The sequence below is a fragment of the Saliniramus sp. genome (assembly GCF_035311605.1).
Classification (GTDB): domain Bacteria; phylum Pseudomonadota; class Alphaproteobacteria; order Rhizobiales; family Beijerinckiaceae; genus Saliniramus.
This window is the reverse complement of the sequence record NZ_DATGCW010000007.1, coordinates 1-20,503: the sequence shown is the minus strand read 5'-3', so window position 1 is coordinate 20,503 and position 20,503 is coordinate 1. Positions and strand designations below refer to the sequence as shown.

Here is a 20,503-nt window from a genome sequence, read left to right as displayed (position 1 = left end):
GCAGGCCCGTGATGTCCACGTTAAGATGAGAAGTTTCCGGAGCTGACCGATCATGAACAAGCCGCTCGATCTCGATTCCATCGCCACGATGAAATTCGGCGTGGGGCAGAGCGTCCCGCGCAAGGAGGATCCCGTGCTGGTGCGCGGTGAGGGCTCCTATTCGGACGATGTCAATCTCGACGGACAGCTCCATGCCGCTCTGGTGCGCAGCCAGTATCCGCACGGCACGATCCGCAGCGTCGATACCGGTGCAGCCCTCGAGATGGAGGGCGTCGTCGCGGTGATCACCGGGCAGGATCTCGCTGAAGCCGGCTACGGCCCGATCGTCTCGACGCTCGGCTTCAGGAATCGTGACGGCTCGCCGATGAGCAATGTCGCACGCGCTGCCTTCGCCACCGACAAGGTGCGCTATATCGGCGACCCGATCGCCATGGTGGTGGCGAACACCCCCGAACAGGCGCGCGATGCGGTAGAGGCGGTTGAAGTCGACATCGATCCGCTTGATGCGGTGGTTGAGCCGTCGCAGGCGATGAATCCCGATGCGCCGCAGATCTATGACGACATCCCGCAAAACCGCGTCGTCGATTTCCATTACGGTGATGCGGATGCGGTGGGCAAGGCCTTCCGTGACGCCGCACACGTCACCCGCCTGCCGATCGTCTCCAACCGCGTCATCGTCGCATCGATGGAGCCGCGCTCGGCGATTGCGGAATACGATTCGGATGGCGGGCGCTGGACCATGCATATGGGCAGCCAGGGCGTGTTCGGCATGCGCGCGCTGCTCGCCAAGCAGGTGCTGGGTGTCGAGACCGACAAGCTGCGCATCCGCACGCGCCATGTCGGCGGGTCGTTCGGCATGAAATCGGCGGTCTATCCGGAATATGTCGGCCTCCTGCATGCCGCACGCACGCTCGGACGCCCGGTGAAATGGACCGATACGCGCTCGGAGAGCTTCGTCTCCGACACGCATGGCCGCGCCATCGAGCTGGAGGCCTCGCTGGCGCTCGACGAGAAGGGGCGCTTTCTTGCGGTAAAGCTCGAGGGTTTTGCCGATATGGGCGCCTATCTGTGCCACGTCTCGCCGATGTTCTCGACGCTCAACCTCGCCAAGAACGTGGTCAGCGTCTATCGCACCAAGCTCGTCGAGGTGGATGTCGCAGCGGTGCTCACCAATACCTCGCCCATGGGGCCCTATCGCGGGGCTGGGCGCCCGGATGCGAACTACGTCATGGAGCGGTTGATCGATACGGCTGCCGCCGAGATGGGGATCGATCGCGTCACCCTGCGCCGGCGCAACCATGTCAAGCCGTCGCAGATGCCCTATGCCACGCCGGTGGAGACGCTCTATGACAGCGGCGAGTTCACCGCGCTCCTCGACAAGGCGCTCGATGCCGCCGACTGGAAGGGATTTGGCAAGCGCCGCCGTGCGAGCGAGAAGCGTGGCATGCTGCGCGGCATCGGCATTGGCCAGTATCTCGAGGTCACGGCACCACCGGTCAATGAAATGGGCGGTATCCGCTTCGAGAAGGACGGGACGGTGACGATCATCACCGGCACGCTCGATTATGGCCAGGGCCATGCCTCTGCCTTCGCCCAGGTGCTCACCAGCCGGCTCGGCGTGCCCTTCGACAAGATCAATCTGCTCCAGGGCGACAGCGACGAACTGATCGCCGGCGGCGGCACCGGTGGGTCGAAATCGATCATGGCCAGCGGCGCCGCCATTCTTGAGGCGAGCGACAAGGTGATCGAGAAGGGCCGCGCCATCGCCGCCCATGTGCTCGAAGCGGCAGCTGCCGATATCGAATTCGCTGATGGCGGCTTCGCCATCGTCGGTACCGATCGGACCATCGGCATCATGGAGCTTGCCGCGAAACTGCGTGAGGGCATGGCGCTCCCGGAAGACGTACCCGACAGCCTCGATGTCAGCCATGTGCATGAAAGTGCGCCCTCGGCCTATCCCAATGGCTGCCATGTGGCCGAGATCGAGATCGATCCGGAGACCGGGATGGTGCGAATCGACCGCTATGTCGCGGTCAATGATTTTGGCACCATCGTCAATCCGATGCTGGTGACGGGCCAGCTGCATGGCGGAATCGTCCAGGGTTTTGGGCAGGCGGTGATGGAGCGCGTCGTCTATGACGAAAGCGGCCAGTTCGTCACCGGCTCCTTCATGGATTACGCCCTGCCGCGCGCCGAGGATGTGCCTTTCTTCGATTTCGACAGCCATTCCGTGCCAGCCACCACCAATCTGCTCGGAGCCAAGGGCTGCGGCGAGGCGGGTTGCGCGGGGTCGCTGCCGGCGATCATGAACGCGATCGTGGATGCCGTTCGTCCGCTCGGCATCGATCACGTGAACATGCCGGCGACGCCGCAGGTTCTGTGGAAGCTGATCCGCGATGCCCGCGCGGCGCAGGCGGGCTGATCGCGCATCGTGCAAAGATCCCGGAAGTGTTGGCGGGTTCGGCGGTGCGGTGTAAGCTGTTTGGGCATTTCGCTTTTTCGCTTGCAGGGTATCGGCACGGATCATGGCCAATGAAAACGACGCTCCCCGCACCAGCGCCGCGCGGGCCCAGACGCTGAGTGATCTCAATGAACGTTCGCGCGAGATATTCCGGCAGATCGTCGAGAATTATCTCGCATCCGGCGAACCGCTCGGCTCGCGCAATATCTCCCGGCTGCTTTCGGTCTCGCTCTCGCCGGCGAGCGTGCGCAACGTCATGGCGGATCTCGAACATGCCGGGCTGATCTACGCCCCGCATACCAGCGCCGGGCGCCTGCCCACGGAGAGCGGCCTGCGCTTCTTCGTCGATGCCATGCTCGAGATCGGCGATCTCGACCGGGCGGAGCGCGAGCGCATCGAGGTGGAGATGCGGGCCGCCGCCATGGAGCAGAATTTCGAGGGCGCGCTGGCCCAGGCCTCCGCCATGCTCTCGGGCCTGTCGCGCGGTGCAGGCGTGGTGGCGACGACGAAGCAGGATGCACCGCTCAAGCATATCGAATTCGTGCGTCTCGACCCGGCGCGCGCCCTCGTCGTCCTCGTCTCCGAGGACGGCTCGGTGGAAAACCGCCTGCTCGATCTGCCGCCCGGCCTGCCGGCCTCGGCGCTGGTGGAGGCGGGCAACTTCCTCAACGCCCGCATTCGCGGCAAGACGCTGGGCGATATCAAGCATGAAGCTAAGGCGATGCACGAATCCATGGAGCAGGAGCTCGATGCACTCACCGCGCGGCTGATCGAGGCCGGCGTGGCGATGCCGGCCCAGAGCGGCGAAGCGCGCCACCTGATCGTGCGCGGCCAGGCCAATCTGCTGGAGGATCTGAAAGCGATCGAGGATCTCGAACGCATCCGCCTCCTCTTCGATGACCTCGAAACCCAAACCGATGTCGTCGAGCTCCTCACCCGCACCGAACACGGTGAGGGGGTGCGCATCTTCATCGGTTCCGAGAACAAGCTGTTCTCGCTCTCCGGCTCCTCGCTGATCGCAGCCCCCTTCCACGATCCGCAGCAGAAACTCGTCGGCGTCCTCGGCGTCATCGGCCCGACGCGCCTGAACTACGCCCGGATCGTCCCCATGGTCGACTACACCGCCCGCGTCCTCTCGCGCATCATCAAGGAAGGGCGGTGAGGGGGCTCGGGGCGAGGGCTGAGGGCGGGGATCGGAGCTGCAGGGACGCTCACCCGGCATGCGTTATGATTTGAAGCCGCTCGCCGGCGCGGGTCTGGTAGCGGATCAGGTCGAAGCGGGCCATCAGGAATTGGCGATGACGCTCACCAGCGTCGCGCATCGCGCAAACCAGCGTCACCCCACCCTTGATCCTTCCCTTGCGGGGAGGGAAATCGCGCCCTGCATGAGGGCCGCGCCATAACTCCCCTCTCCAGCCCTGCATGACTGGCACAGCCCCCTCGATCAAACCTTGTCGCTTGCCGGGTGAAGGAATATGGTCCCGCCCGCGTGGCGCCGAGGGCGCGGCGCAGCCAGATGACGAGGATGACGGGCCGTGCTGCATATCTCCACCCGGGGCGAAGCGCCCGCGATCGGTTTCAACGATGCGCTCCTGACCGGGCTCGCGCGCGATGGCGGGCTCTACGTGCCGAGAAGCTATCCACAGATCGATGCGCAGACCATTGCCGGCTATGCCGGGCGCCCCTATGCGACCGTGGCGCGCGATGTGCTGGGCCGGCTAGTCGATGGCGAAATCGCCGACGACGCCTTCACCGCCATGGTCGCGGGAGCCTATGCGGATTTCCGGCACCCGGCCACCTGCCCGCTCGTCCAGATCGGTGACAATCTCTTCGTGCTCGAACTCTTTCACGGCCCGACCCTCGCCTTCAAGGATGTTGCGATGCAGCTGCTGGCGCGGCTGATGGATCACGTGTTGAAGGAACGCGGCCAGCGCGCCACCATCGTCGGCGCCACCTCCGGCGATACCGGTTCGGCGGCGGTAGAGGCGTTTTCCGGGCTCGATCAGGTCGACATCTTCATCCTCTATCCGAATGGCCGCGTCTCGGAGGTCCAGCGCCGGCAGATGACGACGGTGGCGGCGCCCAATGTCCATGCCATCGCACTGGAGGGCAATTTCGACGATTGCCAGGCCATCGTGAAAGGCATGTTCAACCATGCCGATTTCCGCGACGCATTGCTGCTCTCGGGCGTGAATTCGATCAACTGGGCCCGCGTCGCGGCACAGGCTGTGTATTATTTCACCGCCGCCGTGGCGCTGGGCGGCCCGCACCGACCCGTCGCCTTCACCGTGCCGACGGGCAATTTCGGTGATATCCTCGCCGGCCATATCGCAAAAGCGATGGGACTGCCGGTGGCTGATCTCCAGATCGCGAGCAATGCCAACGACATCCTGCCGCGTGCGCTGGAAAGCGGCGATTACGCCATCAAGGGCGTGATGCCGACCACCTCCCCCTCGATGGACATCCAGATCTCCTCGAATTTTGAACGTCTGCTCTTCGAGGCCTATGACCGCGACGGCGCGGCGATCCGCGGGCTTATGGGACAGCTCGCACAGGCGCGCGCCTTCACCATCGCTCCAGAGCCGCTGGAGCGCATCCGCGGGGAATTCACGGCGCAGGCCGTCCCCGAGCCGGACGTCGCCGAGGAGATCGGCGTGACGCAGCGCGAAGCGGGCTATCTGCTCGATCCCCATACGGCAATCGGCGTGCGGGCGGCCCGCGCGGCGCTTGAGCATGATCCCGCCACGCCGCGCGTCGTGCTCGCCACCGCCCATCCGGCCAAATTCCCCGATGCGGTCGAGAAGGCCAGCGGCATCCGACCAAGGCTGCCGGCGCATCTGGCCGATCTGTATGAGCGCGATGAGCGTTTCTCCGTGGTGGCGAACGACCAAGGTGCGGTCGAGCGCTTCATCCGGGAGCGCTCGCGCATCGTGGCCGGCGGCTGATCATGAGCACCCATCGCGACATGCAGATCACCGTTCTCGAGAACGGGCTCACGGTGGCCACCGAATCGATGCCCTCGATCGCCACGGTGGCGCTCGGCATCTGGGTCGGGGCCGGGGCGCGCAACGAGCGTGAGGACGAGCACGGGCTGTCGCATCTGATCGAGCACATGGCCTTCAAGGGGACGCGCCGACGGTCGGCCAGGGCCATCGCCGAGGATATCGAGAATGTCGGCGGTGACATCAATGCGGCGACGGGGGTCGAATATACCTGTTATACGGCGCGGGTTCTGGGCGAGGATATCGATGTCGCCCTCGACGTGCTCGGCGACATCCTCACCGATTCGGTGCATGACGAGACCGAGCTCGCACGCGAGCGCGGGGTGATCCTTCAGGAGATCGCTTCGGTCGAGGACATGCCGGATGATCTCGTCACCGACGTGATGATGGAAACGGCCTTTCCCGACCAGGCGCTGGGGCGGCGGATCCTGGGGCGCCCCGAGACCGTGCGCAGTTTCACCCCCGACATGATCCGCGCCTTCTGCGCCCGCGAATACGCGCCCGAGCGCATGGTCATCACCGCCGCCGGCGCTGTCGAGCATGGCCGCGTGGTCGATGCGGCGCGGCGCTTCTTCGGCGGGCTCGGCCCGCATCTGCCCGACGCGTTGCTGCCGGGGCTGTATCACGGCGGCGAGGCACGGCTGAAGCGCGATCACGAACAGGCCAATCTCGTCATCGGCCTGCACGGGCGCTCCTTCACCGATCCGCAATACTATGCCACGCAGATCTTCACGCAGGTTCTGGGCGGCTCGCTTTCCTCGCGGCTGTGGCAGGAAGTGCGCGAGAAGCGCGGGCTGGCCTATTCCGTCGATGCCTTCCACTGGCCGTTTTCGGATACCGGCATCTTCGGCATCGGCGCGGGCGTCGCCGGGTCAGATATCCCGGAATTTCTCGATGTCACCATCGACACCTTGCGCGAAGCCACGCTGGCGCTGGACGACAGCGAATTGAAGCGTGCCAAGGCGCAGATAAAGGTCGGCCTGCAGGCGGCGCTGGAGACGCCCGGCGGGCGTATCGAACGCATGGCGCGCCAGATCCTCGCCTGGGGGCGCGTCGTGCCGATCCACGATCTCGTCGCCAAGGTCGAGGCGCTGGAGGTCGATGAAGTCCGCGCTGCGGGGGCACATCTCCTCGAAAGCTGGCCGACGCTCGCCGCCATCGGACCAATCGACACATTGCCGTCGCTGGAGGCAATCGCCGATCGTCTCGCGCATGGGAAAGGCTGAACCGTAGCGGGTTATCGAGCGATTCGCTGCACAGCAAGACACGGCGAGACCATCAATCTGCGGCCGCATCAGACGCAGGACCCGGACGCAAAACGAAAGAAGGCCGCCCTGCGGGAGGGCGGCCTTCGCATTGCCAAACCACGGCCGGCATCGACCATGACGACGTGATGATCACACGGCGCGGATCCCCACGAAGGTACGGACCCAGGTCACGGGAGCGGCGGACCGCAGAAGCAGACAATGAGACACTGGATCACCTCCTTTCGTTTGTTGATGACATGAATATGGTGTCCGAAAAAATGCGATTCGCCTAGTAGAAAAGCGAGGATCCCTGCTCTGTTTTGCAGCAGCGATGCACAGAATACCGGCTGCTGGCTCTGCAGGCACACCTTCCCTGCACCCTCGTTGCATCCGCTTGCCGCGCGCTCTTGCCACGCGCTCTTGCCACGCGCTCTTGCCACACACTCTCGGCATCGCCATCATGCTGACCGCAACGATAATCCGACCTGTCGGCACGCGGGCGTGCGCTCAGGTCCGCCAGGAGGCTTGATGAGCGAGAGTGACAAGGCGAAGAAGGCTCATATCACGAACGGATATCCTGCAAGAGGGCATCCTCCCGGCGCAAGTGTGGTATCCTTTCCGTCCGGGGGCGAGGAGGCTCCTGCCGGCAAGCGCGACGCGCAGCCCCGCATCGCCTTCAATCGCGACGAGTTGCGCGAGATCCTGAACGTCTACGGCCGCAAGGTCGCCGCCGGTGAATGGCGCGATTACGCCATCGACTTCACTCGTGACAAGGCGATCTTCTCGGTCTTCCGGCGCACCACCGAAACCCCGCTCTATCGCATCGAGAAGGACCCGCGCGCTGCGCGCCGCCAGGGTGCGTTTTCCGTCGTTGCCGGAACGGGACGCGTGATGAAGCGCGGGCATGAACTCCGGCGCGTTCTCCAGGTGCTCGAAAAAGAATTGCGGGTGGTGGATTGAACCGCGTGCCGGACTGGCCTATCCCCTGTTTCCTGATCAAGCTTGCCGCGCATTCCGGAGGCTCCCCATGACCCTGATATCGCCCGGCGGGCGCGCCGTTCTCGTCGCAGCAGCCATCGTCCTCACTCTCGCCGCTTGCGGACGCCGCGGTGCGCCCGAAGCGCCACCCGCCGCCGCCGAGCGTCAGGTGATCGAGAGCGAGCAGCAGGAGGAGAATCGCGACGTGACCGGCCCCGCCCGGTCCGATCGCCCCTTCGTGCTCGACGCCCTGCTCTGATCTCCCTCCCGCCAGCGAGCCCCCCGCCCCCATGCACCATTTTCAGTATCACAACGGCGTGATGCACGCCGAGGATGTCGATCTTTCCCGGATGGCGGAAACGGTCGGCACGCCCTTCTACTGCTATTCGACCGCCACGCTGGTGCGCCATTACGACGTCTTCGCCGAGGCCTTCGCCGGAGACGACGCCCTCGTCTGCTATGCGATGAAGGCCAATTCCAACCAGGCCGTGATCAAGACGCTGGCGGATCGCGGCGCGGGCATGGATATCGTCTCGGAGGGCGAATTGCGCCGGGCGCTCGCCGCCGGTGTTCCCGGCGAGCGGATCGTCTTTTCCGGTGTCGGCAAGACCCGCCGCGAGATGGAGGCCGCGCTTTCAGCCAAAGTGATGTGTTTCAACGTCGAATCGGAGCCCGAGCTCGAAGCGCTCTCGCAGGTCGCGAGCGCCATGGGGGTCGCGGCGCCGGTTTCACTGCGGGTCAATCCGGATGTCGATGCACGCACCCATGCCAAGATCTCGACGGGACGCTTCGACAACAAGTTCGGCATCCCGATCTCGCATGCCCGGGACGCCTATGCGAAGGCGCTCGCCCTGCCCGGCATACGCACCGTCGGTGTCGACATGCATATCGGCAGCCAGATCACCGACCTTACCCCCTTCGACAACGCCGCCGCGCTGCTGGTGGAACTCGCCCGCGATCTGATGGCGAGCGGGCATGATCTGCATCATATCGATTTCGGCGGCGGGCTTGGCATTCCCTATCGCGAAAGCGACCCGCCGCCGCCGGAGCCGAAGCGTTTCGCGCAGGTGATCCGCAAGCATGCGAAAGGCCTCGGCCTGCGCCCGGTCTTCGAGATCGGGCGGATGATCGCCGGCAATGCCGGAATCCTCGTTTCCCGCGTGATCTACGTGAAGCAGGGCGCCGGCAAGACCTTCATCATCGTCGATGCGGCCATGAACGACCTGATCCGCCCGACGCTCTACGAGGCCCATCACGACATCAAGCCCGTCTCGGAAGCGACGGGCGCGGGTACCGTCACCGCCGATGTCGTCGGGCCGGTCTGCGAGAGCGGCGATTACCTCGCCAAGGCGCGCGACCTGCCAGCCCTCGCGCCGGGTGATCTGATCGCGGTGATGACAGCGGGCGCCTATGGCGCGGTGCAGGCGGGCACCTACAACACGCGTCTGCTGGTGCCGGAGGTGCTGGTGCGCGGGGAACGCTACGAGGTGGTGCGCCGGCGCGACACCTATGAGAATCTCATCGCCCAGGATCACCTGCCCGACTGGCTGCTCGGCTGAATCCGACGCGCCTCACTGCGTCATCCGCGCGAGGAATTCGACCAAAGCTTCGCGGTCATCATCCGAAGGGATGCGCTGCTCGGGCATGCGCGTGCCGGGTGTGTAGGCTTCGGGGCCGTATTCGAACAACTCGGCCACGGTGCGCGGTGTCCAGACGATATCCATCTCGCGCAGGGCCTGCGAATAATCGTATCCCTCGGCCGTGCCGATTCGGCGACCGAATATGCCGTGCATGGTCGGCCCGGCGCGATTGCCGTCATCAGGGGTGAGCGCATGGCAGAGCGCGCAGGAGCGCCACACTTCCGCGCCGCGGCTGCCATCATCAAAAGCGATTTCGCTCGGCGCCTCGCCGCTGCCACGCGGCTCGCCCGTCGCGAGATCCCAGCGCCGGATCAGCCCGTCCTGACCGCCGGTGAGGAGATCGTCGGCGGTGATCGCGAGCGACCAGACGGCACCCTGGTCGGGCAGGAGCGCGTGGCGGCTGGCGAGGTTACCGGCATCGAGCAGCCAGACCTCCCCCGTGACCGCCGCAGCGGCCAGAACCCCGTTGCCGCTGGCGATGCTCACCAGAGGGCGCTCCGAAAGCTGGCGCTCGCCGGTCACCCCGTCGCCGTCGAAGACACGCAATGCGCCATCGGCGAAGATCACCGCCACACCTGTACCGAGGACGGCGAGGCCATTGGGCGAACCGGGCAGGCCCAGACTTCTCGCCGGCTCTCCGTCCCGCCATGTGACGAGGCGCAGATCCGAGCCGATGCTGAGCAGATCGCCATCCGCGCGATAGGCGATGCCGGTGACCATGCCCTGATGTGCATCGACGAGCCGGGCTTCGTTTGCGATGAGATCCACGAGCTGGATACGCCCGTCCCAGCTCGCAGCGGCAAGCACCGTGCCGTCGGGCGAGACCGCGAGTTCGGCGACAGGCCCCTGATGCAGTGCGGTGGTGAAACGCGGCTCACGCGCATCCGCGTCCCAGAGGGCGATACGCCCGTCCTGGCCCGCCGTGGCGAAGCCGCCATCGGGCAGGAAGGCGGTGGCGGTGACGCTGCCGTCATGGAAGCGCAGCACCAGTCGCGCCACCGCACTCTCACCGTCCCAGACGATGGCGCGGGTATCGAACGAGCCCGACAGCACCGCCGCACCCTCCACCGCCAGCGCGCTGACCGGGCCGCCATGGCCCTGCAGGTCCTGCGCGGAAGCGGGAGCGGCGAGCAAGGCCGGAGCGAACAGTACGGCGAGCATGAAACGACGCAATGAAAACCCCTCCCCGCAGCGGCAGGCATGCGCTTTCGAACCATATTGCCGAAAGGTTATGTCAGCACCGGGTGGCTGACAATGCGCGGGGTTGCGGTTCGATTGCCGCATGGGGAAAATGGAGGCTGGCGCGCGCGGTCCGGGAGCCGGAAAGATCAGGCGATTTCCTTTAGCCCGCCGCCGGAGGTCCAGTCATTGACGAGGCGTTTGCGTTTGGCGCGCCGGCGCAGCACTGTCTTGAGCTTGCTCTTCAGAAGCGTGATATCGAACGGCTTGAGCAGGAAGGCGTCGACGCCCGCCGCATGGGCCGTGGTGACCTGCTCGAAGGTGATCGAGGTCTCGGTAAGGATGAAAGCGATCTTGTAGAGGTTCTCGTCGCTCTTGACCGCCTTGAGGATCTGCATCCCGTCCACCGGCTCGAGATCGAGATCGGAGACGATCAGCCCGTATTGGCCGCGCCGGATCATCTCCAGCCCCTCAACGCCGGACGTCGTCATCTCGACATCCTCGAAGCCGAGGCGGTTGAAAATCTCGACGACGAGTTTGCCGATCTTGTGGTTGTCGTCGATGATCAGGACCGAGGGAAACGGATCGTCCGCCATGGATTACCCTCCCCCTTTGCCAAATGCCGGCATCGCCACCCTCATGTCAGCACCTCGATGCCGCGCTGCGCCAGCAGGCTCGATTGCAGTTCGATGATGAATTCGCGCAGCCACCCGGCCTTGGGCGTGCCGCGCGTGTAGGCCTCTTCGAGATTGTACCGGTCGAGGATATCGTTGAAGCCGCCTTCCCGGTCGATCAGTTCCAGCGACGGCAGGAGCTCGCGCCGGGGCACTTCGCGCCATTCCACGATGCGCACTTCCTTGTGGCGGCTGTCCTGCACGATGCGGTTGAAGGTCTGGTTGAGCGCGTCGCGATCGCCTTCCAGCATCTGTGTGAACCAGCCCTTGTCAAGCACGAGAATGCTGGTCATCAGCGAAAACTCGTTCTGGCGGCGGCTGGTGCGGATCAGATTCGCGATCTGCTCCTTGCGCTGCTCGATGTCGGAATCGAGCACGGAGCGGCTGTAATAGATGATCCGGCTGTGACTGCTGCGCGACAGCATGCGGGGCTCCTTCTTCAGGGAGAAGCTTTGCCAGAGCGAAGATAAAAAAGCGTAAAGTCGCTCACAGCCGTGCACAAACGGCCATCGGGGCCATGCTCCGCGCGCGCTGGTGCCGTCGCGGCGGATGATGATAAATGAACGCGTCTCTTGTGCTGACGGATGGTTGCATTGTCAAATCCAGCCCCGATCTACGACGATTCCCATGTCGATTCCCGCCGCGCCTGGACCCGGCTCGGGATCGCCGTCGCGCTGAGCGCCATCGGCGGGGTCGGGATGTGGTCTGTTGTGGTGGCGCTGCCCGCCGTGCAGGAGGAGTTCGGCGTGCAGCGCGCCGGCGCCTCCTTCCCCTATGCGCTGGCCATGGTGGGATTCGCCTTCGGCGGTATCCTGATGGGCCGGATCGCCGACCGTTTCGGCATCGTCTTTCCGCTCGTCGGCGGCGCCTTCGCGCTCGCACTCGGCTATATTCTCGCCGGCTTCTCCACGAGCATCCTGCAATTCGCGCTGGCACACGGTATCCTGATCGGCCTGCTCGGCTCCTCGGCGTCCTTCGGCCCGCTGATCGCGGAGATCTCGCACTGGTTCAGGAAACGGCGCGGCATCGCGGTAGCGGTCTGCGCCTCCGGGAATTATCTCGCCGGCACGTTCTGGCCGCCGGTGGTGCAGTTCTTCATCGCGGAGGCCGGTTGGCGGGCGACGCATATCGGCATCGGCCTGTTCTGCCTCCTCACCATGATCCCGCTGGCGATGCTCCTGCGCAAACGCGCCCCCGCCCTGCCCGAACCGGTGCCCGGCGCCGTCATCGCCAATCCGGCCCGCGAGGGGCTCGGCCTGTCGACGGGGACGCTGCAGACGCTTCTGCTGATCGCGGGCGTGTCCTGCTGCGTCGCCATGGCGATGCCGCAGGTGCATATCGTGGCCTATTGCACCGATCTCGATATCGGCGCCGCACGCGGAGCGGAGATGCTTTCGCTGATGCTCGCCTTCGGCATTGTCAGCCGCATCGCCTCCGGCTTCATCGCCGACAGGATCGGCGGGCTCGCCACGCTGCTGCTCGGCTCCAGCCTGCAAGGCTTTGCGATCGTCCTCTTCGTGCTCTTCGACGGCATGGCCGCGCTCTACATCATCTCGGCCCTGTTCGGCCTGTTCCAGGGCGGCATCGTGCCGAGCTACGCCATCGTCGTGCGCGAATATTTCCCCCAGCGCGAGGCCGGCATGCGCGTCGGCATCGTGCTGATGGCGACCCTGTTCGGCATGGCCTTCGGCGGCTGGCTCTCCGGCGCCATCTTCGACTGGACCGGCTCCTACGACGTCGCCTTCCTCAACGGCGTCGCCTGGAACCTCCTCAACATCGCGATCATCTCGTTCCTGCTGATGCGCCGGGGTGGATTTCGGTTCCGGAAGGTGGATGCGGGGAGCGGGAGCGGGAGCGGGGTGCCGGCGTGAGGGCCATAATAGATGTCGATTAGTGCCGCGCTTACTGAAATAGAGAGCAGATAGAATTCTTTTATCATTATCAAGTCAAACACTTTACAAAATCTATTCGAAATTATTCATCTGATGAGAGACGCAATAGAACCTCTATGCACAATGTATCTGCATTTAAAGCCGTCTCATATCGCTTGAAAAGATAATAATCGAATGATTGCATGGCTTCAATCTGATCATATTTTTGAGCAATAATTTCTGCAGCTTGAACAACACGAAGAAGTTCCGATATATCAAGTATATGAGGAAATGATTTTGTTTCTTGGACGAATTGGTTTATGAAATTTCGATCGTAGGCGCCAAAATTTCTGATTAGGCTCAAATCAGGCACTAGTACAATTGCGTGAGGGGGTTTATCCCGCTCAATTTCTAAAGGATCACCCCTCTTATTGAGTACTGGCGCACCTGATTTCAGGCTTCGAATCGCGCCTCTAAGCTGCCTAAATGCTTTACCTAGATGCTTATCAACGTCACGTTCGAGTTTTTTTCTGTTGGGCAGTTTATCCCGTGCCAAAATTGAAATGGTCTTTGATTCTATTAAAAAAGCTGCCTCGTCGTAAGAAAGAAGCAGATCAGTTAACTCCCTTGTTTGCTCGCCATCCTGTAAGGTAGGACTATGATGCACCCCTGGAAAATGAAGACTATCAGTGAGCCATACCCCAAGCTGTTCTTGATGAAATCCCTCATCTTGAGAAAATATATCAATAACACTTGCTGATGCACCTATTGTTATAAGGCTATTTTGTACTGACTCCCATTTTTTATCATTGAATAAATCCAATTTTATCCAACGACTGTCTCTAAAACTCGGGTCATGCAATTTTGACAATTGGTCATCTACAGCATCACGCATTTGCTCATAATCAAATTTACCGAGCAACGCCGTCTCAATCCACGCATAAAGTTCTTTAGGCACAACTGATGATGAAAAATATTTCCAAGCCAAGTTAACGGCAAGTTCATTGAAGAGAAACCCTACCAAGGGCTTTCCATGCGAGAATTGCCACAATGCCTCTTTTTCTTGCTCGCGCTCCATGACTGACCAAAAAATTGCACCGTTTGGCGCATCATCAAGCACTTTTACCGCATAAATCAGGCGCTGGTTCTGCACAGAAAACCAAAGTTGCATTCTTGCGCCCAGGATGATGTATTTCAGGGAAAGCGTTGTCCCCTTTATGAGAAGTGTCGGCTCGATTCCGTCGTCCCCCATTGGGTTGTCAAAGCGGACGAGTTGCGGAATGGCCAAAAACTCGGATCGGTTCTGGTGAGAAAGAATATGCATTTTTAGATTGTAACACATCGCTTACACAAGTGAAGAGCCTCTTGGCAGAAAACGCGGCGCAATAGATTCTATTTCCTATTGGCCTCACATCCCCATAAATTCCCCCGCATTCCATCAACCCCATATTTACCACGTTCCCCCAAGCTTGACCGGATTGGCGCCGGGGTGCGCTGGAATTGGGGCGAGGACGGGATGATTTATCGGACGCTCAAGGCGGCAATCTTTATTGGTCTTCTGACCCTCGTGGCGGGGCAATATGCCTATAACGCCGCGGATCGCGCGACGCTGGAGCGGATTGCGCGGGGTGAGGATCCGCAGGTCACGGGCTCGATCAACGGCACGGCGCGCGGCCAGGGCGAGGCGCGACCGATACCGGATATGCCGAGCGCGGCAAATGCCGTGCGGCTCGATCCCTGCGTGGATACGCAGCGCTGACGCGACCGACATTCAGGCGTCGAGCGCGGCGCGGATCGCGTCGAGCCCGTCGCTCAGCGCGGCGGGGCCCGGTTGCAGGATCAGCGGCGACTTGATCTCGTGGATGCGCCCCGCGCGCAGGGCGGGAATCGCTTCCCAGCCCGGGCGCGCGGCGATGCGCGCAGGCACCACCTTCTTGCCGCACCACGAGGCGAGGATCACATCCGGCGCAGCAGCGATCACCGCCTCCGGCGCGACAATGCGTTCGCGCGCGCCCTGGCAATCGCGCAGATGCGCAAAGCAATCCTTGCCGCCAGCGATGTCGATCAGTTCCGAAACCCAGCCAATCCCCGTGATCAGTGGGTCATCCCACTCCTCGAAGTAGACGCGCGGACGCGACCCCGCACGCGCATCCGCCTGCGCCGCGATCTGCGCCAGACGCGCCTCGTAATCGGCTGCCAGCGCCGCAGCCGCCTCCCCTGCCCCGACCAGCGCGCCGAGCGTTCGGATCATCGCCAGGATACCGGCAATATCGCGCTGGTTGAAGGCATGCACGGCGATGCCGGCGCGGATCAGCCCGGCGGCGATCTCGGCCTGCAGATCGGAGAAGGTGAGCACCAGATCCGGCGCGAGCGCGATGATCTTCTCCAGATCCGCGCTGGTGAAGGCCCCGACGCGCGGCTTCTCGCGGCGCACCTGCGGCGGGCGCACGGCATAGCCGGTCACACCGACGATCCGCGCCTCCTCACCGAGAAGATACAGGGTCTCTACGGTCTCTTCCGTGAGGCAGACGATCCGTTCCGGCGGAAACCGGCGCATCGGCTCATTCCGGCGCGCGATGCGTCAGAACCTTGCCCGTGGGGAAATCGAAGATCTTGCCGGTTTCGCTCCATTCCGGCGAGGCAAGCCGCAGGATCTCCGGTGCGAGCTCTTCCGGCGTGCGCAGCGTCTCGGGCTTCTCGCCCGGGAAGGCCGAGGCGCGCATGCGGGTGCGCAGCGGGCCGGGATTGAGCATCATCACGCGGATCTTCGTCTTCACGGTCTCGGCGGCATAGGCGCGCCCGAGCGCCTCGAGCGCCGCTTTAGACGCCGCATAGGGCCCCCAATACGCCTCCCCCAGATGCGCCGCACCGGAGGTGACGAGGATAGCGCGGCCCGCATCCGAGGCGCGCAAGAGCGGATCGAACGAACGCAGCAGGCGCCAGTTCGCCGTGACGTTCACCGCCATGGTCTGGTCCCAGACCTTCTGGTCGAGATGCGCCAGCGGCGTCAGCGCGCCCAGCACGCCGGCATTGCCGACAAACACGTCGAGCTTGCCCCAACGCTCATAGAGCGCGAGGCCGAGCCGGTCGAGCGCGTCGAGATCGGTGACATCCAGCGGCACCAGGGTGGCCGGCGATCCCCCCGCCGCGCGGATGTCGTCGTCGAGTTCCTCAAGCGCGCCCTGCGTGCGCGCCACAGCGACGACATGCGCCCCGGCCTCGGCGAGGGCGAGCGCCGCAGCGCGCCCGATTCCGCGCGAAGCACCGGTGACGACGGCGATACGATCCTGAAACGGTTTCGTCATGAGGGCACTCAATCGGCTTCTGCGAGCAGGGAGAGCTTGCGCGGAGTGGCGACTTCGAGATCGGACAGGGGCGTGGGATAATCACCCGTGAAGCAGTGATCGGTTAGTTGCGGCGCATGCGGATCGCGACCGGGGAAGCCGAGCGCGTGATACAATCCCTCGACCGAAAGGAAGGCGAGCGAATCGGCGCCGATATAGGCGCGCATCGCCTCCAGATCATGCGTGGCGGCGAGCAGGTTGTCGCGCTCGGGCGTGTCGATCCCGTAGAAATCGGGATGGGTGATCGGCGGCGATGCCAGCCGGAAATGCACTTCCTTTGCGCCGGCCTCGCGCATCATCCTGACGATCTTCACGGAGGTGGTGCCGCGCACCAGCGAATCGTCGATCAGCACGATGCGCTTGCCGGCGATCGCGGCGCGGTTGGCGGAATGCTTGAGCCGCACCCCGAGTTCGCGGATCGCCTGTGTCGGCTGGATGAAGGTGCGCCCGACGTAATGGTTGCGGATGATGCCGAGTTCGTAGGGCACGCCCGCCTTCTGGGCATACCCGATCGCCGCCGGCACGCCGGAATCGGGCACCGGCACCACCACGTCGATATCGACCGGATTCTCGATGGCGAGCTGCGCGCCGAAGGCCTTGCGGGCCTCATAGACGCTGCGCCCGTTCACGATGGAGTCGGGACGGGCGAAATAGATGTATTCGAAAACACAGGGGCGCGCCGGGCATGGCGGAAACGGGCGCAGGCTTTCGACACCGTCCTCGGAGATGACGACGACCTCACCGTTCTCGATATCACGCACGAATTTCGCGCCGATCATGTCGAGAGCACAGGTCTCGGAAGCGAGAATGTACTTGCCGTCGAGCTCGCCCAGCACGAGTGGCCGGATGCCAAGCGGATCGCGCGCACCGATCAGCTTCTTGTTCGACAGCGCCACCAGCGCATAAGCGCCTTCCAGGGCACGGACGGCATCGAGAAAACGCTCGATCAGGCGCGGCTTACGGCTGCGCGCGAGCAGATGCAGGATCACCTCGGTATCGGTGGTGGACTGGCAGATCGCCCCGTCCTTGATCAACTGGCGGCGCAGGCTGATGCCGTTTGTGAGATTGCCGTTATGCGCCACCGCGAAGCCGCCGCCATCAAGCTCGGCGAAGAGCGGCTGGACATTGCGGATCACTGTTTCACCGGTGGTGGAATAGCGCACATGGCCGATGGCGGAGGCACCCTCCAGCCGCTCGATCATGGCGCGATCGGAAAAGGAATCCCCCACCAGCCCGAGCTTGCGCTCGGCATGGAAGCGCTTGCCGTCGAAGGAAACCATGCCCACGGCTTCCTGGCCGCGATGCTGGAGCGCGTGCAGGCCGAGCGTGGTGATCGCCGCCGCGTCGGGATGGCCGAAAATGCCGAAGACGCCGCATTCCTCGCGCAGCGTATCGCCATCGAGATCGAAATCGTGATCCGCTCCCAAGGGCGGATAGCTGGCGTAAGTCTCGCTCATGATCGTCATTCCGCTCCTGTTTCGGAGATCCGAAACGAAAGACGGCGCCGGCACCACACCGACGCCTGTTCCGGCGGCGCAAACCGCGCCGTCAGGTCGGCTGCTGCGGGACCAGCTCTGCCGGCTCACCCGGATCGCCTTCCGGGCCGCGATCGAAGCGCTGCAGCAACGTGTCGATATCACCCGGCAACATGCCGACCAACCCGTCGCTGCCCGCTTGCAGCATCGGACGCGTCGCCGCCTCCTCCGCCCAGCCGGGCATCATCCCGTCGGTGAGGTGGCTGAAGAAGAACCAAGCGATGATGCAGATCAGAAACCCGCGCGCGGCGCCGAAGGCGAAGCCGAGCGTGCGATCGATGGCGCCGATCGCGGAATCGAGAATCATGTCGGAGATCTTCACCGTGAGCAGCGAGACGATGATCAGCGTCAACAGAAACACTACGGCGATTGCCGCGCCGAGGGCGATATCGTCATTGGCGATATAGTCACGTGTATAGGGCAGGACCAGCGGATGGAAGGACCAGGCAGCCAGCGCTGCGGCAACCCAGGCGAAGATCGCCAGAACCTCGCGTGTAAAACCGCGCACGGCGGCGAGCAAGGCGGAAATCAGAACGACGCCGATGACGACGAGATCGAGTATCGGTATGGGCATTCCGGACGAGGCCTACAAAACGCTCAAGGGCGGGCAAGCGGGAAGACGAATGAATGTCGCGCGCGCTGTATAACCCGCCACGCACCATTCGTCACCCTTGCTTTCACCCGGATGCGGCATTTCGATGGCGCCCGCGCGCCGCGATCTGCGCAACGAGCTCGGTGATATGGCCGATTACGTTGCTGCGCAAGGGCGTGGCGCCATCGGCCTCGCCGCGCAAGGCCGGTATCACGGCGGTGGAAAAGCCGAGCTTCGCCGCCTCCTTCATCCGCGTCGGCGCCTGGGAAACCGGGCGCACGGCCCCCGAGAGGCCGAGTTCGCCGAAATAGGCCGAATCCGCCGGCAGCGCCGCACCGGAGAGCGAGGAGACCAGGGCCGCCGCAGCCGCGAGATCGCAGGCGGGCTCGGTGACGCGCATGCCGCCGGCGACGTTGAGATAGATGTCGTGCATGCCGAGCTTGAGCCCCGCATGTGCCTCCAGCACCGCCACGACCATCGACAGACGCGCCGGATCCCAGCCGACCACGGCGCGGCGTGGCGTGCCGAGCGCAGTCGGCGCGACCAGCGCCTGGATCTCGACCAGCAGCGGGCGCGTGCCTTCCATGCCGGCGAAGACCGCTGTCCCCGGCGCCGCCGTATCGCGCCCTTCCAGAAACAGGGCCGAGGGGTTGGCCACCTCGGCGAGCCCCTTGCCCGTCATCTCGAACACGCCGATCTCGTCGGTGGGGCCGAAGCGGTTTTTCACCGCGCGCAGGATGCGGAAATGATGCGCGCTGTCGCCCTCGAAAGAGGCCACGGCATCGACCATGTGCTCGACCACGCGCGGCCCGGCGATCTGCCCGTCCTTGGTGACATGGCCCACGAGGATCACCGCCGCGCCGCTGGTCTTGGCGTAGCGGATCAGATGCTGGGCACTCGCGCGCACCTGCGTCACCGTGCCCGGCGCCGATTCCACCGTATCCGTCCACATGGTCTGGATCGAATCGATTACGACCAGCGCCGGCACCGCGCCCTCCGAGAGCGTCGCGATGATGTCCTCGACATTGGTCTGGGCAGCGAGCTCGACCGGGCTTCCGGCCAGCCCCATCCGCTCTGCGCGCAGCCGCACCTGCCCCACCGCCTCCTCACCCGAAATATAAGCGACGCGCCGGCCATCATTGGCGAGCGCCGCCGAAGCCTGCATAAGGAGCGTGGATTTGCCGATCCCCGGATCACCGCCGATCAGGATCACCGAGCCGCGCACGAAGCCGCCGCCGGTGACGCGGTCGAGTTCGGCAATGCCGGAAGGCGTGCGCGGCGGCTCCTTGCTCTCACCCTCGAGCCCTTCGAGCGCGAAGACGCGCCCCTTGGAGCGTGGGCTTCGCAGGGCTGCCGGAAGGCTGGCAGAAGCGTCACCGCCGACCTCCTCGACGATGGAATTCCAGGCCCCGCAGGCCTCGCACTTACCCATCCAGCGATTATAGACCGCGCCGCATTCCTGGCAGAGATAAGTCGCGCGTCGCTTGGCCAATGTGTCGTCCCGTTCGCTCAGGCGTTGCGGTAGGTGCGGGCGTAGCGGCGCCCGAGGCTGGTGAGGATCTCGTAGGGGATGGTGCCCGCGCGCGCCGCCACCTCGTCGAGCGTGAGCGCATCGCCGATCATCACGGCGAGCCCCCCGCGCCGCGCGACATCGTCCGGCGCGTCAGCGACATCGATGACGATCAGATCCATAGAGACCGAGCCGGCAAAGGGACAGGCGATCCCGCCCACCAGCGCGATGCCGGCATCGATGCCCTGCGCGGCCTTGGAATCCCAGGCGCTGGCCGAACGCAGATAACCATCGGCATAGCCGATCGACAGGGTGGCGAGACGGCGCGAGCCGCGTGCCGTCCATTTGCCGTTATAGCCGACGGCGGCCCCGTCCGGCACATCGCGCGTTTGCAAAATCTTCGCTTCGAGCCGCACCACCTCCCGCATCGGATTGGGCTGGCCGGGTACCGGATTGGCGCCGTAGAGCGC

Annotated in this window: 19 protein-coding genes; 9 read left to right on the top strand and 10 right to left on the bottom strand. The window is 64.1% G+C overall.

What is annotated here, in order from left to right; all coding sequences use genetic code 11:
* Positions 1-52: 52 nt before the first annotated feature.
* The 7 genes from VKP01_RS00315 (at position 53) to lysA (ending at position 9,247) form a co-directional block, all read left to right on the top strand.
* Positions 53-2,422, top strand: a complete 2,370-nt coding sequence (locus tag VKP01_RS00315; protein ID WP_324409648.1) for a xanthine dehydrogenase family protein molybdopterin-binding subunit — start codon at positions 53-55, stop codon at positions 2,420-2,422.
* 103 nt (positions 2,423-2,525) lie between these two features.
* Positions 2,526-3,623 carry a heat-inducible transcriptional repressor HrcA gene (hrcA, locus tag VKP01_RS00310; protein WP_324409647.1) on the top strand — a complete coding sequence of 366 codons (1,098 nt, stop codon included), beginning with the start codon at positions 2,526-2,528 and terminating at the stop codon, positions 3,621-3,623.
* 373 nt (positions 3,624-3,996) lie between these two features.
* Positions 3,997-5,406: a threonine synthase gene (gene thrC / locus VKP01_RS00305; RefSeq protein ID WP_324409646.1), complete on the top strand. Its 1,410-nt coding sequence runs from the start codon at positions 3,997-3,999 to the stop codon at positions 5,404-5,406.
* A gap of 2 nt (positions 5,407-5,408) precedes the next feature.
* On the top strand, positions 5,409-6,689 hold the full coding sequence (locus VKP01_RS00300; protein WP_324409645.1) for a pitrilysin family protein: 1,281 nt from the start codon (positions 5,409-5,411) through the stop codon (positions 6,687-6,689).
* A 627-nt stretch (positions 6,690-7,316) separates the two neighbouring features.
* A complete protein-coding gene (locus VKP01_RS00295; protein WP_324409644.1) occupies positions 7,317-7,670 on the top strand; it encodes a DUF2794 domain-containing protein in 354 nt (117 codons plus the stop codon).
* A 67-nt stretch (positions 7,671-7,737) separates the two neighbouring features.
* Entirely contained in the window at positions 7,738-7,947 is a 210-nt protein-coding gene (locus tag VKP01_RS00290; RefSeq protein ID WP_324409643.1) for a lipoprotein, read from the top strand.
* A gap of 31 nt (positions 7,948-7,978) precedes the next feature.
* Entirely contained in the window at positions 7,979-9,247 is a 1,269-nt protein-coding gene (lysA, locus tag VKP01_RS00285; RefSeq protein ID WP_324409642.1) for a diaminopimelate decarboxylase, read from the top strand.
* A gap of 12 nt (positions 9,248-9,259) precedes the next feature.
* On the opposite strand, the gene VKP01_RS00280 is transcribed toward lysA, so the two are convergent.
* The 3 genes from VKP01_RS00280 to VKP01_RS00270 form a co-directional block, all read right to left on the bottom strand.
* Positions 9,260-10,501 (bottom strand): c-type cytochrome, encoded by a 1,242-nt coding sequence (locus VKP01_RS00280; protein ID WP_324409641.1) that lies wholly within the window; start codon positions 10,499-10,501, stop codon positions 9,260-9,262.
* A gap of 155 nt (positions 10,502-10,656) precedes the next feature.
* Positions 10,657-11,103, bottom strand: a complete 447-nt coding sequence (locus VKP01_RS00275) for a response regulator (RefSeq protein ID WP_074445708.1) — start codon at positions 11,101-11,103, stop codon at positions 10,657-10,659.
* Between the two features lie 41 nt (positions 11,104-11,144).
* Positions 11,145-11,606 (bottom strand): BLUF domain-containing protein, encoded by a 462-nt coding sequence (locus VKP01_RS00270; protein WP_074445709.1) that lies wholly within the window; start codon positions 11,604-11,606, stop codon positions 11,145-11,147.
* A gap of 159 nt (positions 11,607-11,765) precedes the next feature.
* On the opposite strand from VKP01_RS00270, the gene VKP01_RS00265 reads away from it, so the two are divergent.
* Positions 11,766-13,052, top strand: a complete 1,287-nt coding sequence (locus VKP01_RS00265) for an MFS transporter (protein WP_324409640.1) — start codon at positions 11,766-11,768, stop codon at positions 13,050-13,052.
* Between the two features lie 103 nt (positions 13,053-13,155).
* Here VKP01_RS00265 and VKP01_RS00260 read toward each other — a convergent pair whose 3' ends face one another.
* Positions 13,156-14,340: a hypothetical protein gene (locus tag VKP01_RS00260; RefSeq protein WP_324409639.1), complete on the bottom strand. Its 1,185-nt coding sequence runs from the start codon at positions 14,338-14,340 to the stop codon at positions 13,156-13,158.
* Positions 14,341-14,568: 228 nt separating this feature from the next.
* Here VKP01_RS00260 and VKP01_RS00255 point away from each other — a divergent pair, with 228 nt between their 5' ends.
* Positions 14,569-14,811 (top strand): hypothetical protein, encoded by a 243-nt coding sequence (locus VKP01_RS00255; protein WP_324409638.1) that lies wholly within the window; start codon positions 14,569-14,571, stop codon positions 14,809-14,811.
* A 12-nt stretch (positions 14,812-14,823) separates the two neighbouring features.
* On the opposite strand, the gene VKP01_RS00250 is transcribed toward VKP01_RS00255, so the two are convergent.
* The 6 genes from VKP01_RS00250 to VKP01_RS00225 all read right to left on the bottom strand — a co-directional run.
* Complete coding sequence (locus tag VKP01_RS00250) at positions 14,824-15,609, bottom strand: cobalamin-binding protein (protein ID WP_324409637.1); 786 nt, start codon at positions 15,607-15,609, stop codon at positions 14,824-14,826.
* 4 nt (positions 15,610-15,613) lie between these two features.
* The gene (locus VKP01_RS00245) at positions 15,614-16,357 is read right to left on the bottom strand and encodes an SDR family NAD(P)-dependent oxidoreductase (protein ID WP_324409636.1); all 744 of its coding nucleotides are present in this window, start codon (positions 16,355-16,357) and stop codon (positions 15,614-15,616) included.
* Positions 16,358-16,365: 8 nt separating this feature from the next.
* A complete protein-coding gene (gene purF, locus VKP01_RS00240; RefSeq protein WP_414706476.1) occupies positions 16,366-17,862 on the bottom strand; it encodes an amidophosphoribosyltransferase in 1,497 nt (498 codons plus the stop codon).
* Positions 17,863-17,944: 82 nt separating this feature from the next.
* On the bottom strand, positions 17,945-18,505 hold the full coding sequence (locus VKP01_RS00235) for a CvpA family protein (RefSeq protein WP_324409634.1): 561 nt from the start codon (positions 18,503-18,505) through the stop codon (positions 17,945-17,947).
* 103 nt (positions 18,506-18,608) lie between these two features.
* Positions 18,609-20,015, bottom strand: a complete 1,407-nt coding sequence (radA, locus tag VKP01_RS00230) for a DNA repair protein RadA (protein ID WP_324409633.1) — start codon at positions 20,013-20,015, stop codon at positions 18,609-18,611.
* Between the two features lie 17 nt (positions 20,016-20,032).
* Positions 20,033-20,503, bottom strand: a 471-nt coding sequence (locus tag VKP01_RS00225; RefSeq protein WP_324409632.1) for an alanine racemase, incomplete at its 5' end; no start/stop codon positions are given.